The sequence below is a fragment of the Thermodesulfobacteriota bacterium genome (genome assembly GCA_040756475.1).
In the GTDB taxonomy this organism is placed as follows: Bacteria; Desulfobacterota; Deferrisomatia; order Deferrisomatales; family JACRMM01; genus JBFLZB01.
Map to the genome: position 1 here is coordinate 1 of JBFLZB010000010.1, position 14,114 is coordinate 14,114.

Annotated in this window: 12 protein-coding genes and 1 tRNA gene; 5 read left to right on the forward strand and 8 right to left on the reverse strand. The window is 70.8% G+C overall.

Annotation, left to right across the window (positions count from 1 at the left end; all coding sequences use genetic code 11):
- Positions 1–144: 144 nt before the first annotated feature.
- The 5 genes from AB1578_02690 to AB1578_02710 form a co-directional block, all read right to left on the reverse strand.
- On the reverse strand, positions 145–717 hold the full coding sequence (locus AB1578_02690; GenBank protein ID MEW6486804.1) for a cupin domain-containing protein: 573 nt from the start codon (positions 715–717) through the stop codon (positions 145–147).
- Between the two features lie 156 nt (positions 718–873).
- Positions 874–2,730 (reverse strand): YgiQ family radical SAM protein, encoded by a 1,857-nt coding sequence (locus tag AB1578_02695; protein MEW6486805.1) that lies wholly within the window; start codon positions 2,728–2,730, stop codon positions 874–876.
- Positions 2,731–2,840: 110 nt separating this feature from the next.
- Positions 2,841–4,520, reverse strand: coding sequence for an AarF/ABC1/UbiB kinase family protein (locus tag AB1578_02700; protein MEW6486806.1), 1,680 nt, complete (start codon positions 4,518–4,520; stop codon positions 2,841–2,843).
- Positions 4,517–6,838 (reverse strand): ribonuclease R, encoded by a 2,322-nt coding sequence (gene rnr / locus AB1578_02705; GenBank protein ID MEW6486807.1) that lies wholly within the window; start codon positions 6,836–6,838, stop codon positions 4,517–4,519. The genes AB1578_02700 and rnr overlap by 4 nt, the downstream gene beginning before the upstream one ends.
- Complete coding sequence (locus tag AB1578_02710; protein ID MEW6486808.1) at positions 6,835–7,242, reverse strand: PaaI family thioesterase; 408 nt, start codon at positions 7,240–7,242, stop codon at positions 6,835–6,837. The genes rnr and AB1578_02710 overlap by 4 nt, the downstream gene beginning before the upstream one ends.
- Before the next feature lie 134 nt (positions 7,243–7,376).
- On the opposite strand from AB1578_02710, the gene AB1578_02715 reads away from it, so the two are divergent.
- Positions 7,377–7,463 (forward strand) — tRNA-Leu (locus AB1578_02715).
- 142 nt (positions 7,464–7,605) lie between these two features.
- On the opposite strand, the gene AB1578_02720 is transcribed toward AB1578_02715, so the two are convergent.
- A complete protein-coding gene (locus tag AB1578_02720; protein MEW6486809.1) occupies positions 7,606–7,932 on the reverse strand; it encodes a cupin domain-containing protein in 327 nt (108 codons plus the stop codon).
- Positions 7,933–8,027: 95 nt separating this feature from the next.
- Here AB1578_02720 and AB1578_02725 point away from each other — a divergent pair, with 95 nt between their 5' ends.
- Positions 8,028–8,522: a methylated-DNA--[protein]-cysteine S-methyltransferase gene (locus AB1578_02725; GenBank protein ID MEW6486810.1), complete on the forward strand. Its 495-nt coding sequence runs from the start codon at positions 8,028–8,030 to the stop codon at positions 8,520–8,522.
- 200 nt (positions 8,523–8,722) lie between these two features.
- A complete protein-coding gene (locus AB1578_02730) occupies positions 8,723–10,471 on the forward strand; it encodes a methyl-accepting chemotaxis protein (GenBank protein MEW6486811.1) in 1,749 nt (582 codons plus the stop codon).
- A 76-nt stretch (positions 10,472–10,547) separates the two neighbouring features.
- Here the strand turns inward: AB1578_02730 and AB1578_02735 are convergent, their stop codons facing one another.
- Positions 10,548–11,084: a Slp family lipoprotein gene (locus AB1578_02735; protein ID MEW6486812.1), complete on the reverse strand. Its 537-nt coding sequence runs from the start codon at positions 11,082–11,084 to the stop codon at positions 10,548–10,550.
- Positions 11,081–11,473, reverse strand: coding sequence for a DUF309 domain-containing protein (locus AB1578_02740; protein MEW6486813.1), 393 nt, complete (start codon positions 11,471–11,473; stop codon positions 11,081–11,083). Before AB1578_02740 ends, AB1578_02735 begins: the two co-directional genes overlap by 4 nt.
- A gap of 454 nt (positions 11,474–11,927) precedes the next feature.
- On the opposite strand from AB1578_02740, the gene AB1578_02745 reads away from it, so the two are divergent.
- Positions 11,928–12,959: a deoxyguanosinetriphosphate triphosphohydrolase gene (locus AB1578_02745; GenBank protein ID MEW6486814.1), complete on the forward strand. Its 1,032-nt coding sequence runs from the start codon at positions 11,928–11,930 to the stop codon at positions 12,957–12,959.
- Between the two features lie 85 nt (positions 12,960–13,044).
- Positions 13,045–14,114: response regulator (locus tag AB1578_02750; GenBank protein ID MEW6486815.1), on the forward strand; the 1,070-nt coding region annotated here is incomplete at its 3' end.

A 14,114-nucleotide genomic window follows, 5' to 3' on the forward strand; every position in this document is an offset into this window, starting at 1 on the left:
CGGGCCCGCCCCGAACCCTCCGGGCGCACGCCGTGCGCCCCTACGCGCCCAAGACCTCCGGCTTGGCTTGCCACTGGATCGACCCACACGATCCGGAAAAGAACGCTCTGGTGTCGGCGGGCTAGCCCGCTGCTGCGGGCGCTTTCAGTCCTTGGTCAGGATCACCGCCAGAGCCTGGGGCGGGGTCTTTCCGAGGCCGCGCAGGGCGTGGGGACGGGAGGAGTCGATGTAGAGGCTGTCCCCCTTCTTCAGGGTATAGGTCTCGTCGTCGTACACCAGTTCCAGGGTTCCCGAGAGCACGTACAGGAACTCCTCGCCCTCGTGGACCATGGGCTTGACCGTGGCGGCCGCCTGGGGGTCGAAGGTCACCAGGAAGGGTTCCATCCCCTGGCCGCGGATGTCGGACGCGAGCAGGCTCAGGTACGAGTAGCCCTGGCCCGTGCGCTGGGTCTGGGTGCTGGTGCGCTCCACCGTCGCCCCGTCGCCCGCCGGCACGACGCTGAAGATGTCGGATCGGGGCCCGCCGCCGTGGAGGAGCTGCCCCATCCGCGAGCCGAGCGCCCGGGAGATCTTGAGCACGGCTCCAATGGAAGGCACCTCGCGTCCTTCCTCGACGGCCTCCACGTAGCTCGCGTCGAGCCCCGTGAGCTCCGCCACCTGGGCCGGCTTCAGGTCCTGGGCTTCCCGCATCCTCCGAATCCGTTTTCCGACGTTCATGGGCTCTCCTCTGGGAGGCGTGGTTGCGCGCGGTCCGCCCTGATTAGCACAGGGCCCCGAGGGAGTCAAACGGCGGTTCGGCAACGGCGGTTCGGCGCGGCGTGGGCCTGACGGATGGGACGGATGGGACCCAGGTGATCGGGGAGGGGATGCGCTTCAGGCCTTCGGGCCCGGGCCCTTGCCGCGCCCTCGGGGGGCCGGTCTCGGGGCGCCGCCGGGCTTTCGCGGGGGGGCAGAGCGCTCGCCCCCATAGAGGGACCGCAGGACCCCCGGGCGGCCCAGGGCCTGGAAGTGCCGGCTCAGGAGCGCGCGGTTTCGGGGGTCGCGGAACTGGGCCAGGGCGCGGTGCACGCTCTTCTCCTTGCCCCGGGGCACCAGGACCTCCTCGCCCGTGGCCGGGTCGCGCCCCGTGTAGAACATGCACGTCGAGGCGGTCGAGGGGGTGGGTGTGAAGTCCTGCACCTGCTCGGCGAAGCGCCCCAGCTCCCGGGCGAACTCCGCGAGATCCAGGGCGTCCCGGAGGTCGCATCCCGGGTGCCCGGTCATGAGGTACGGGATCAGGTAGAGGGGTTTGCCGATCTCCGCCCGTAGGGTCTCGAAGAGCTCCCGAAACTCCCGGTACTTGCGGGCATAGGGCTTGCCCATGAGGCGCAGGGGGCGGCTCGCCACGTGCTCGGGGGCCACCTTCATCTGGCCGCCCACGTGGTGCTGCATGAGCTCCCGCAGGAGGCGGCGCTGCCCGGGCAAGAGGAGCAGGTCGTGGCGCAGCCCCGAGGCCACGAAGGCGTGCTTGACGCCGGAAACGCGGCGCACGGAGCGCAGGAGCTCCAGGTAGGGAGCTCCCGAGGACTCCAGGTGCGGGCACACCTCCGGGGTGAGGCAGCTCGGTCGGTTGCAGGCGGTCCGGCCCGGGCCGGCCAGGGCGCACCCGGTGCCGTACATGTTGGCCGTGGGGCCGCCCACGTCCGAGATCGTCCCCCTAAAGGAGGGGTCCCGGGCCAGGCGCCGTACCTCCGCCACGATGCCCTCCGGCGGGCGGCTCACCACCCCCTTGCCCTGGTGGGCCGAGATGGCGCAAAAGGCGCACCCGCCGTAACACCCCCGGTGGGTCACCACCGAGGTGCGCACGGGCGCCAGGGCCGGGATGCCCCCCTCGGCCTCGTAACGGGAAGGATAGGCCCGCAGGAAGGGAAGCCGGTACACGGCGTCGAGCTCAGCCGGGGTGAGGGGCTCGGCCGGCGGGTTCACCACCACGGCCTGGGAGCCGTGGGGCTGCACCAGCACGGGGACCTCCGGCTCCAGGAGGGCCCGGTACAGGGCCTGGAAGTAGGCGAAGAACGCCTCGGGGCTCGCTGCGGCCTCCTCGGCGGGCGGCAGGCCCAGCACCCCGTCCCCCTCCGGCGGCGAGGAGGTCCGGTAGGCGATGCCCGGCACGCGCTGCGCCGCGGCCGGCCCCTTCCCGGCCGCCAGAGCCGCGGCCAGCTCCCCCAGTGCCCGTTCCCCCATGCCGTAGACCAGGTAGTCGGCCTTGGCGTCGGCGAGCACCGACCCCCGGACCTTTTGCTGCACGTAGTCGTAATGGGCCAGGCGCCGCAAGCTCGCCTCGATGCCCCCGAGCACCACGGGCACCTCGGGAAACGACTCGCGGCACCGCTGCGCGTACACCACCGAGGCGTAGTCGGGCCTGCGGCCCGGCTGGCCCCCGGGGGAGTATTCGTCCCGGGACCGCCGGCGGCGGTCGGGCGTGTAGTGGGCCACCAGGGAGTCGAGGTTGCCGGCGGTCACCCCGAAGAACAGGCGCGGCCGGCCGAAGCGGCGAAAGTCCTCCGGGCTCGTCCAGTCGGGCTGGGCGAGAATTCCCACCCGGTACCCCCGGGCCTCCAGGTACCGCCCCACGAGCGCGGCGCCGAAGCTCGGGTGGTCCACGTAGGCGTCGCCGGTGACGAGCACCACGTCGAAAACGTCCCCCGGGTGGGCGGGGGCTTCGGGGAGGAACGCTGGGGTCGGAGGCATGGAGACCGGGTCCTCGGGGGGCGGGGAACGAGGCAGTAGGCTACGGAGGGGCGCCGGCCGTGTCAACGGCCGAAGAGAAACGGTGGGTCCGCCTCGCTCGACCCACCCGGCTAGAACTTCCCCGAGCGCAGGATGGCGATGGCGAGCCCGAAGCCCAGCACGCCCGCCAAGAGGAAGCCCAGGATGCCGAAGACGGGGAAGTCCCAGACCTGGGGGCCGCGGCCGGCGAGCACGATGAGGGACGAGCCAATGATCAGGGCGGCGATGATGACGCTGAAGCTCACCCGGTTCGACGAGCGGTCGAGCTCGTCGAGCATGGGCTCGTAGCCCTGGTGCACGAAGTCCACCGCGAACTTCCCCTCGATCATCTTCTGGAGGATGCGGGTCACCTGGGCGGGTACCGCCCGGACGAAGTCCCGCAGGTCCCGGGCCGTGCGCCAGGCCAGGCGCGCCTGACGTCGGGGGTCGAGGCGGCCCAGGAGGAGCTTTCGTGCGTAGGGGGCCGCCTCGTCCAAGATCAGGAAATCCGGGTCGAGCTGGCGGGCCAGGCCCTCCACGGCCAGGGTCGAGCGGGCCAGGAGCATCAGGTCGGGGGGCACCCGCACGTGGTGGCGCAGGGCGATCTGGGAGGCCTCCCGCAGGATCTCCCCGATCCGCAGGTCCTTGAGCGGGCGGCCGTGGTAGGGCTCGATGAGCTCGCGCAGGTCCCTTTGAAAGGCGCGCACGTCCACGGCCTCGTCCGAGGCGCCCATGCCCAGGTATCCCTCGGCCAGGGCAGCGTAGTCGCGGCCCACGAGCGCCACGAAGAGCTGGCCGAGCCCCTCCTGGGCGTCCTCGGAGAGGTAACCCACCGCCCCGAAGTCGAGCAGCGCAATGGAGCCGTCGGGGGTCACCAGGAGGTTGCCCCCGTGGAGGTCGCCGTGGAAGAGGCCGTCGTGAAAGACCTGCTTCAGGAAGGCCCGGGCCGCCACCCGGGCCAGGGCGGCGGGGTCGATGCCCCGGGCGCGCAGCACCTCGGGGTCGTCGGGGGCGTCGCCCTCGATGGCCTCCAGCACCAGGAGGCGTTTGGTGGTGAACTCCCAGCGGACCCCCGGGACCACGACCCCCTCGAAACCCTCGAAGTTCTGGCGAAACCGCTCGGTGTTGGAGGCCTCGAGGAAGAAGTCGAGCTCCCGGCGGATGACCCGGGCGAACTCGTCCACGATGGTGCGCAGGTAGAAGGGTCGCGACTCTGGAACGTAGCGCTCCACCAGGCTGACCAGGAGGTAGAGGGTGGCCAGGTCGTGGGAGACCGTGCGGTCGATGCCCGGGCGCTGCACCTTGAGCACCACCCGGGAACCGTCCGCGAGCCGGGCCCGGTGCACCTGGGCGATGCTCGCCGCGGCCAGGGGCTCGGGGTCCACCTCCAAGAAGGCTTCCTCCAGCGGGCCCTCCACCTCCTCCTCGACGATCCGCCGTGCCTCGGCGAAGGGGAAGGGCGGCACCTCGTCCCGGAGCTTCTTGAACTCCTCCACGAACTCCGGGGGCACGAGATCGGGGCGGGTGGAGAGCATCTGGCCCAGCTTGACGAAGGTGGGGCCCAGGTCCTCGAGCGCCATGCGCGCCTGCACCGCCACCGGGGTATCCCCGGGCTTTCCGGTGCGCCCCCGGAAGCGGCGCGAGAGGGGCAGCAGCCGGCCCAGCCCCACGTTCTCCAGCACCTGGTGGAACCCGTGCTTGGAGAGGATGAGGGCGATCTCCCGCAGGCGGCTGATGGAGCGGTAGGTCTGGGTCAGGGTAAACAGGCTCACGTCCCGGTCTTCCCCTTCTTGCGGCGCCGCCGGCGTCTGGGCTCGCGCGGCGCGCCGGCCTCGGCCGCTTGGGCCCTCTCGGCAGGCGGGGGAGCCTCCTTTGGCTTCCGGCCCGAGCCTTTGCCGCGGCCCCTGTCCTTGCGGGTCTTTTCTCCCCCCGGAGCCGGGGCCTGGGGGCGCCCGGGCTCCGCCTCGCCCTTGCCGCCGCCCACCAGGGCGAAGTCGATCTGGCGCCGGGCCACGTCGACCCGGTCCAGGCGCACCCGCAGGCGGTCGCCGATGCGGTAGGTGCGCCGGGTGCGCTCGCCGATGAGGGCCTGGGTCTGCTCCGAGAAGTGGTAGAAGTCGTCGTGGAGTCCCGAGACGCGCACGAGCCCCTCCACGAAGTAGGTCTCCAGCTCCACGAAGATGCCAAAGCTCGCGACCCCCGTGATGAACCCCCAGTGCTCGCTGCCCACCTTGTCGGCCATGAACTCGCACTTCTTCCACGACACGGCTTCCCGCTCTGCCCCCTCCGACGCCCGCTCCCGGCCGGAGAGGTGGGGGCAGGCGTCGTCGAGGTAGGCCCTGGCCTGCTCCCGCCAGGCCTTGGCCGGGGCCCGTTTGCGGAAGGTGGCCCGAAGCTGGCGGTGGAGGACCAGGTCGGGGTAGCGGCGGATGGGGGAGGTGAAGTGGGCGTAGAACTCGGAGGCCAGCCCGAAGTGCCCCAGATTCACGGGGCTGTACTCGGCCTTGCGCATGCTCCGGAGCATCATGTGGTTGATCATGCGCTCCTCGGGCTTGCCGGCGACCTGCTCCGCCAGGTCCTGGAAGTCCCGGGGGTGGAGCTTCCCGCCTCCCTTGAGCGTGTACCCGAAGTTGTGCACGAAGCGGCGGAATTCCTCCACCTTCGCCGGGTCGGGATCGCCGTGCACGCGGTAGGGGCAGGGGATCTTCTTCCCGGTCAGGTGCTCCGCCACGGCCTCGTTTGCCGCGATCATGAACTCCTCGACCAGGTAGTGGGCCCAGTTGCGCTCGCTCCGGACGATGTCTTCGGGCCGACCCTGGAGGTCGAGGATGATCTCGGCCTCGGGCAGGTCGAAGTCGATGCTGCCCCGGTCCTTGCGCCGCGCCCGAAGCGCCCGGGCAAGCTCCCCCATCTTCAGGAGGCCGGGGACCACGTCGGCCAGCCCCTCGGCGGCCTCCGAGTCCGGGTCGCCCAGGATCTCGCCCACCACGGTGTAGGTGAGGCGGTGGCGGCTGCGGATCACCGCCGGGTAGAACCGGGCCCCCCGCCGCCGCCCGCCCCGGCTGAAGACCAGCTCGGCCACCATCACCAGGCGGTCCTCCCCGGGGTTCAGGCTGCAAATCCCGTTGGAGAGGCGCTCGGGGAGCATGGGAAAGACCCGGTCGGGAAAGTAGGTGGAGGTCCCCCGGGAGAAGGCCTCGGCGTCCAGCGGCGAGCCCGGTACCACGTAGTGGCTCACGTCGGCGATGGCCACCCACAGGCGGATCTCGCCCTTCTCCAGGCGCTCCACGCATACCGCGTCGTCGAAATCCTTTGCCTTCTCCCCGTCGATGGTCACGAAGGCCTGGCTTCGCAGGTCTTCGCGCCCCTCCAGGTCGGCCTTGCGCACCCGCTTGGGCACCTTGGTGGCCTCGGCCAGCGCATCCTCGGGAAAGTCAACCCGCACCCCGTGCTTCAAGGCGATGGCCTTGGCTTCCACGTCGGGCTCGCCGGGGTTGCCGAGCACGTTGATCACGCGCCCCTCGGGCCCCGTGTCCCCGGTGGGGTAGGCCGTGAGCTCCACTTGCACCACCTGGCCGTCGGCGGCGCCCAGCAGGTCGTCGCGCGCCACGCTCACCTCGTGGAGCACCCGGTTGTCCAGGGGCACCACCGAGGCCAGCTTGCGGCGCACCCGCACCCGGCCGATGAGGGTCTCGTGGGCCCGGCGCAGGATGCGGATCACCCGGCCTTCGGGCCGCCGGTCCGAGCGCTCCACCCGGGCCACGACCCGGTCGCCGTTCATCACCTCGCGCAGCCACGCCGGCCGCACGAAGAGGTCGGTCTGGTCGCGGTCGTCGGGGATCACGAAGCCGAACCCGTCCGGGTGCACCTGCACCCGACCCACCACCAGGCCCACCCGGCTGGGGTGGGCGTACTGGCCCCCCTTGATGTCCACTGCGTCGCCCTCGGCAACCCGCTCGTCGAGAAAGCGCAGGAAGTCCGCTTCCTGGGCGGCCGGAATTCTGAGCCGCTCGATGAGCTCCCGGGCCGTGAGGGGTTGGACGGCCTTGTCGAGGAGAAATGTTACGAAGGCTTCGCGCGTGGGGATCATGGGGCTCCTTTGCCTCTCACCAGGCGGGCCTCGGCCCGGGCGGCGAGGGTGCCGTCTTCCAGAAATGCCTCTGCCGCGCCCTGGAGCACGCGCGGTCTCACCTCGGTAATGCGGCCCCGCACCCGCAGGGGGCGGTTGGGGGGCACCGGGCGCAGGAATCGCACCGTGAGCTCGGCGGTCACCGCGGGCATTCCCAGGCACACCGAGAGCTTTCCCACCGCCTCGTCGAGCACCGTGGCCACGAGCCCGCCGTGGACCACGCCCGTGTACCCGTAATGGACCTCCCGGGGCACCCACACGGTCTCGATGGCGCGCCCCGCCTCGTCCACCGTGAAGCGAAGCTGCAAGCCCTCCGGGTTCCCGGTTCCGCACACGAAGCAATCATCTTCCCAGGCGAGGTCCATCTCTTCCTCGGCGCCGCAGCGATGGTGGAACGTCCGTCGGTGGAACGGCGCGCAGTATACCTGCCCCCCGGGGGCCGGCAAAGCTGCGAGTCCCTTGACCCGGCGCCGGGCGCTGCTATATAGTCCCCGCCCGTGCCGAAGTGGCGGAATTGGTAGACGCGCCAGGTTCAGGGTCTGGTGGGTTCACGCCCGTGCTGGTTCGAGTCCAGTCTTCGGCACCAATCGAAAGAGAAGGAGCTTCCGGTCCCCGGAAGCTCCTTTCGTTTTGCCTCGGGTCCGAGGCCCGCCGACAGGCTCTTAGTGCCACCGCAACCCGCGCATCGTGAACGCAGGGCCGTTCGACTTGAAGGCTTGTTGCGCCGCTCACTCCCGGATCATGATGAGGAACATCTTGAAGGGCTTCTCGGCGCGCAGGGAGTGGGGCACGCGGGCGGGCATGATGACGAGCTCGCCTGCCCGGGCCCGCACCTCTTCGCCGCCGATGGTGATCACGGCCTCGCCGTCGAGGATCTGCACCGACGCGTCGAAGGGCGACATGTGCTCGCTCAGGCCCTGTCCGGCGTCGAAGGAAAAGAGGGTCAGTGTGCCGGCCTTCTTGTCCAGAAGGGTCTTGCTTACCACCGATCCCGGGGAGTAGGAGACGTGATCGGCCAGGGAAATGGCCTGGCCCTTGGGTGCCTCTGCTTTCATGGACGAACCTCCTGGAGAAGTCTTCGTGGGGGAACGGCAGGGGCGACAGTGTACAGGCCCGGTCCCGTGGGGCAAGCACGAGAGGAGAGGTGGCGATGGACGAGCAGCGAGCGGTGATCGAGACGCCGGTAGGACCGGTGGGCCTGCGGACCCGGGAGGGCGCGGTGGTGGAGGTGTGGTTCGCCCGGGGGGAGGCCCTCTGTGCCCCCACGGGGGCGCTGGCGGCGCAGGCCGCCCGGCAGGTGGAGGAGTACTTCCGCGGTGAGCGCCGAGAGTTCGACTTGCCCCTGAGCCGTCCGGAGACGGCCACGGACTTCCAGCACCGGCTCTGGGACGCCCTGGAGCGCATCCCCTTCGGCCGGACCCGAACTTACGGGGAGGTGGCCCGGGAGCTCGGGACGAGCCCCCGGGCCGTGGGCGGCGCCTGCGCCCGCAACCTCTTGCCCCTGGTGATCCCCTGCCACCGGGTCGTGGCGAAGAAGGGCCTGGGCGGGTTCAGCGGCGACTGGGAAAACGGCCTGGCTGTAGACGTGAAGGCCGTGCTCCTGGCCCACGAGGCGCGGGTGAGCGGGCCGGGGGTCGGGGGGTGAGCGGCCGGGAGGCGCGCCGGCCGGCACCCGTTCACGATCCGGAACGCCGTTTCGTGCGCTCCCTTTCGACTGCCTAAAGGTCCCCCGGACTCCGGCCGAAAGGTACCCAAGCCGGCGGCTAGGGGATACCCGCGCCGCTCCGGCTCTTCCTCCGGTCTCGTCCACCCGGTTGTTCTCGGCGGAGGTGTGCTGTGCTCCGGATGAGCTTCAAGCGAAAGATGGCGGTCTCCCTCCTTCTGACGGCGGTCGGCGGGGCGGGGCTGGGCGTGGCGGCCTACGGGTCCCTCACGGAGCTCGGCCGTTCCACGGAGCAGGCCCGCGCCCTGGGCCGGGCAGCCGATGCGGTGATGGAGTCCCAGATTTCGGCCCTGGGGATCCGGCTGGACTCGGTGGCGGCCGACGCCCTGGAGCGAATCGGGTACATCGCGAAGTCCGACGCACTGTACGCGCAGCTCAGTGCCTCCCTGGCCGACGCCGCACGGGAAGTGGGGGACCCGGCAGTGGCGGAGCTGATCGGCCGCATGGACGGCATCCTCCAGCGATTCGTCGCCGTTCTCCAGAGCTGGGTCTACGCCGAGAGCACCACCGCGGAGCTCGATAGGGCGCTTTCCGACATCCGGGGGGCCTCCCGGGAGATCGAGACCGCGATCGCTGCGGCGTTGGACGCGGGGCAGCTCAAGGTAAGGGACTCCGTTCGGGGCGCGTGGACCGCCACCGCCATGGGCTGCGCCCTGGTGGCCTTTCTGGCGGCCATGTTGCTGTGGATCGGCGGCGGCAGCGTGCGTCGGCTCTCCCAGGTGGTCTCGCTCCTCAAGGAGATGGCTTCGGGCGACGGGGACCTGACCCAGGAGCTCCCGGTGGCCTACGCCGACTGCTCCAAGGTGCAGGGGTGCGCGGAGCCCGGATGTGCGTGCTTCGGCAAGCGCCAGGCGTGCTGGGTCCACGTGGGGTCCATGCAGCCCGTGGCCCGCAACGTCCAGTGCCCGAGCGTCCTGTCGGGGAAGGTGCCCGACTGCGCCCAGTGCCCCGTCTTCGCCGCAGCCGTGCGCGACGAGTTCGACGAGTCCTCCGTCTGGATCAACGTGTTTACGGGGAAGATGCGCTACCTGATCGCCCACGCCAAGGAAGTGTTGGCCGGGGTGACAGGCTCGGCCGAGGAGTTGGCGTCCACCGCCTCCCAGCTCTCGGCCACGAACCGGTCCATCTCCGACCAGGTGACCCAGGTGGCCACCTCCACCGAGCAGATGAGCGCCACGGTGCAGGCCACCGCCCGCAACGTGGGGGAAGTGAGCGGCGCGGCCGACTCGGCCCACCAGGCGTCGGCCCAGGCCGTGGACTCCATCGGCCGGATGGTGGCGTCGGTGGGAAAGATTCGGGCCAGCACCGAGATCGTGGCCCGGGTGATGGGGGAGCTGGGGCAGAGCTCGGGGGCCATCGGCGGGATCGTGGGCGTCATCGACGATATCGCCGACCAGACCAACCTGCTCGCGCTCAACGCCGCCATCGAGGCCGCCCGGGCGGGGGAGCACGGCCGGGGCTTTGCGGTGGTGGCCGACGAGGTGCGAAAGCTGGCCGAGAAGACCACCAAGGCCACGGGGGAGATCTCGGGTTTGATCGCCGAGATCCAGAAGGGGATCGGGCAGGCGCAGAAGGCCGAGAAGGAGAGCCTGGAGCGGGTATCTGCCGGGGTGGTGGACGGGGAGGGCGCTTCCGAGCGGGTGGCCGCGACCGAGGGGCAGATTCAGCAGGCCGCCGCCTTGGCACAGCAAATTGCCACCGCGGCGGAGGAGCTCTCGGTCACGGTGGGGCAGGTTGCCTCCAACGTGGTGCAGATTTCACAGGCGGTGGCCGAGAACAGCGGAGCGGTCCACGCGGTGGCCGAGACCGCCCAGGCGGTCTCGCTCAAGACGGCAGACCTGCGGGAGATCACCGGCAAGTTCCGTACCTGAGGGTACGCCCGGGCTGTGGGTCGTCTTCGTCGTCTCCAACGAGCGACGAACAACCCGCAACGGGCCCCGACTTGCCTCACCACCACCAGGGGCGGCGACCGTACCGGGGGTCGTACCACCACGGGTACCAGGGCTCGTAGGGGCCCCAGTAGGGGTGCGGGGTGTAGGCGGGCTCCCTCCACAGATGGATCTCCACGCCCTCGAGATCGACGTAGCGATACGGCGCTTCTCCCACGGGTTCCGTCGCGGTGCCCAGGACCTTTCCCGCCAGGGTGACCCGCCGGCCGGGGGCGAAGAGCACGGGGTCGAGGTAGTCGGCAAACTGCACCCGAAAGCGCCCGCCGCTGGGAGCGTCGGTCCGAGGCCGCTGGTCGAATCCCAGGGGCCGCTGGAGCACCAGGAGCACCGTGCCGTCGGGGCGGTTGCGGGTCTCGATCACCTCCCCGCCCAGGATGACGGTGTGTCCGACGAGGGCTTCGGGCCTTTCCCTCAAGTCCGCGAAGCGCTCCATCTTTACGGCGTCCCGGCGCACCGGGGCGGAAATCACGGCGCAGCCGGCCGACACCGTCAGTGCCGCGGCGCACGCCAGCAGGACCGGTCGCGCTCTTCTCACCCTGCGTCCTCCTCCCACCCCGGTTCTTCCTCCGGGTACTTCTCCCACGCGTCTTCCTCCCCGGAGTCGCCCAGTTGGGGCCGGACCCACTCGCGGTCCAGCACGCGGCGAACGGCTTCCAGCACCCGGGCGGGGTCCTCGAATCCGGGCCGCGCCCCGAGGCCCTTCCAGTGCACCTCGGCCCGCTCCAGGCAGGCCGCCGCGCCGCGGGAGTTTCCCCGGTCCCGGTGGAACAGGGCGGCGCAAACCAGGACCCAGCCCTGGTAGAGATCCCGTTCTTCCCCGGACGCGGCGTGCCAGAGCGCCTCGAAGTCCTCGTGCGCGTCGTAGTAGCGTCCCGCCTCGTACTTCTCCAGCGCTTCCCGATAGAGCATCGGTACTTCGGCCATGGCGCATCCCTCGCTGCTGATGACGTCCGGCCATGCTATCACCGGGAGGGGCGGTCGGCCAGGCGCCCCCCCACTCCCACCCACCCCGCCGCCAGCGAGGCTGCGTTCCAGACGGTGGAGGCATGGGCGGCCGGGGGCCTCCCCTGCGCCGGCGCAAGTCCCGTGGGGTGATGGATGGTCCGTGGCATTCCATCGGGGGAGGGGAAGAGCATCCCGTGTCCCGCACTGGGTATCGCCAAAGCCGCCTGCGCCGCCTCCGGGGAGACCCCCGGCCGCCCCCAAACGGGGAACGCCGCCTCCCCATGCCCGGGGCGGTCCGGGGAGAAGCCCGACGCATCGTCTGCGATTTCGGGTCCCGAAGGATTCCCAGGCAATCCAGGGGACGGGCGCCGGCTTGGAAGGTCCGCGGTGTTGGGGTACGCTTGCGCCTCCCCGTTGCCGAGGTGCCGAATCCATGGGCAACAACATCCGCGAGATCCTCGAGGAACAGGAGGAGCAGGTCCTCCACCCCCGGGCCACCCGGTCCCGGGCGAGCAAGGGGCGGCAGCGGCCCGAGCCGGAGTGCGACATTCGCCCGGCTTTTCAGCACGACCGCGACCGGATCCTGCACTCCAAGGCGTTCCGGCGCTTGAAGCACAAGACCCAGGTATTCCTGGCGCCCGCGGGCGATCACTACCGCACGCGGCTCACCCACACCCTCGAGGTGAGCCAGATCGGCCGCACCCTGGCCCGGGCGCTGCGGCTCAACGAGAGCCTGGTGGAAGCGGTGGCCCTGGCTCACGACCTGGGGCACACTCCCTTCGGGCACGCGGGCGAGGCGGTGCTCCACCGGCTCAAGCCCGGCGGATTCCATCACTCGGCCCAGAGCCTGCGGGTGGTGGACCTCCTGGAGCGAGACGGACAGGGCCTCAACCTCACGGCCGAGGTGCGCGAGGGCATTCCGTTCCACACCAAGGGCAAGGGGGAAATCCTGCGGCCGGCTGCCACCCTCGAAGCCCAGGCGGTTCGCCTGGCCGACCTGGTGGCCTACCTGAACCACGACGTGGACGACGCCTTGCGCGCGGGCGTGATCCGCCGCGACGAGATCCCCCGGGACATCCGGGAGCGCCTGGGCGAATCCCACGGCCAGCGGATCGACACCATGGTGCGGGACGCCATCGGGGAGACCCTGCGCCGGGACCTGGCCGCGGTGGCCCTGAGCAATGAAGTGCACGCGGCTTCGGTTGCCCTGCGCCAGTTCCTGTACGAGCGGGTGTACGAGAACCCCCGAGTCCATGACGACTTCGTCAAGGCGAGCAAGATCCTCGAAGAGCTCTACCGGCGTTTCTTGCAGGAACCTGCGTGGTTTCTGGAAACCCTGGCACAACGGATCCCCGGGGAGAGCGTGGAGGCCCTCGCCGCGGACTTCGTGGCGGGCATGACCGACCGGTACGCCCTTGCCCTGTACGAGAAGGTGTTCATGCCCCAGCCGTGGAAGGTGTTGTAGGTTTTCCCCTTGAGATTTGGGCTCCGGTGCCGAAAAGTGACCCGGACCCGTGAAGGATGCCCCTCTTCTCTGCCTGGAGGTCGAAATGCCCAGGAACCTGCTCGTCGTCGACGACAGCCCCACCATTTGGGAGGCCGTGCGCTGTGCCCTGACCGGAGAGGATTGGGCCGTAACCGCGGTCGCCACCCGGGCGCAGGCCCTGGAAGCGATCCGGCGTAGCCTGCCCGACGTCGTGCTCTGCGACGTGGCCCTGGGGCAGGAGGACGGCTACCAGGTGTGCCGCGCCCTGCGGGTGGAGGCGGCCGGGGCGTGGCTTCCGGTCATCCTCATGGGGGGTACGGTGAGCGAGAACCTGGCCTCCGGGGCGGGGGCGGTCGGGGTGTTTGCCAAGCCCTTCCAGTCCGACGAGCTCCTGGACGTCCTCCAGACCGCCCTGGAGAAGGCCCCCATGGCTCCGGAGGAGGAGGAACTCCTCTCGTTCGAGCCGGTGGTCGACCCAGGCCTGGGGGCCGAGGCGGCCCCGTCCCCGGTGGGGAGCGCGGACGAGGTGGAGATCATCGACCTTTCCGAAGGGGAAGACCTTCCGGACGTGGAGTTCCTCGAAGACCTGGAGCCCCTTTCGGCGCCGTTTCCAGCCGCCGCGCCCGGCCCGCGGGAACCCCTGTCCTTTTCGGACGGTCCCCTGGATCTGGACGCCCTGGCAGAAGATGTGGGGCCCGAGACGCCTGCCGCCCGCGGACTCGGCCGGGAAGAGCTCGGGGGCGCGGGGCCCGTGGAGTTCGACCTTTCGGATTTCGAGACGCAGCCCGAGCCGGATCGGGCCCCGGGAGCGCCGCGGCCCGCCGGAGAGGGCTCCCTGCTGCCGGAGCTGGACCTCCTGCGCCTGGAGGAGCCCGAGGCTTCCGGTGCGCCGTCGGTGGAACCGGAGCCGGAGGACCTTCTGGAGGACATCGACCTGGAGGGGTGGGCCGAAGAGGATCTTCCGGCCGCGCCGGAGGTGGCCCCGCTCCCCCGGGCTGCCGCCGTGCAAGCGGAAGACCGCGCGGGGGCCCCGACACCGGCGGGCTCTTTCGACTTCGACTTTGGCCTCGAGGACCTGGAGCCCCTGCCCTCCGAGGGGGCGGCGGAGCCGGCCGCAGGCCTGGCCCCGGCTGC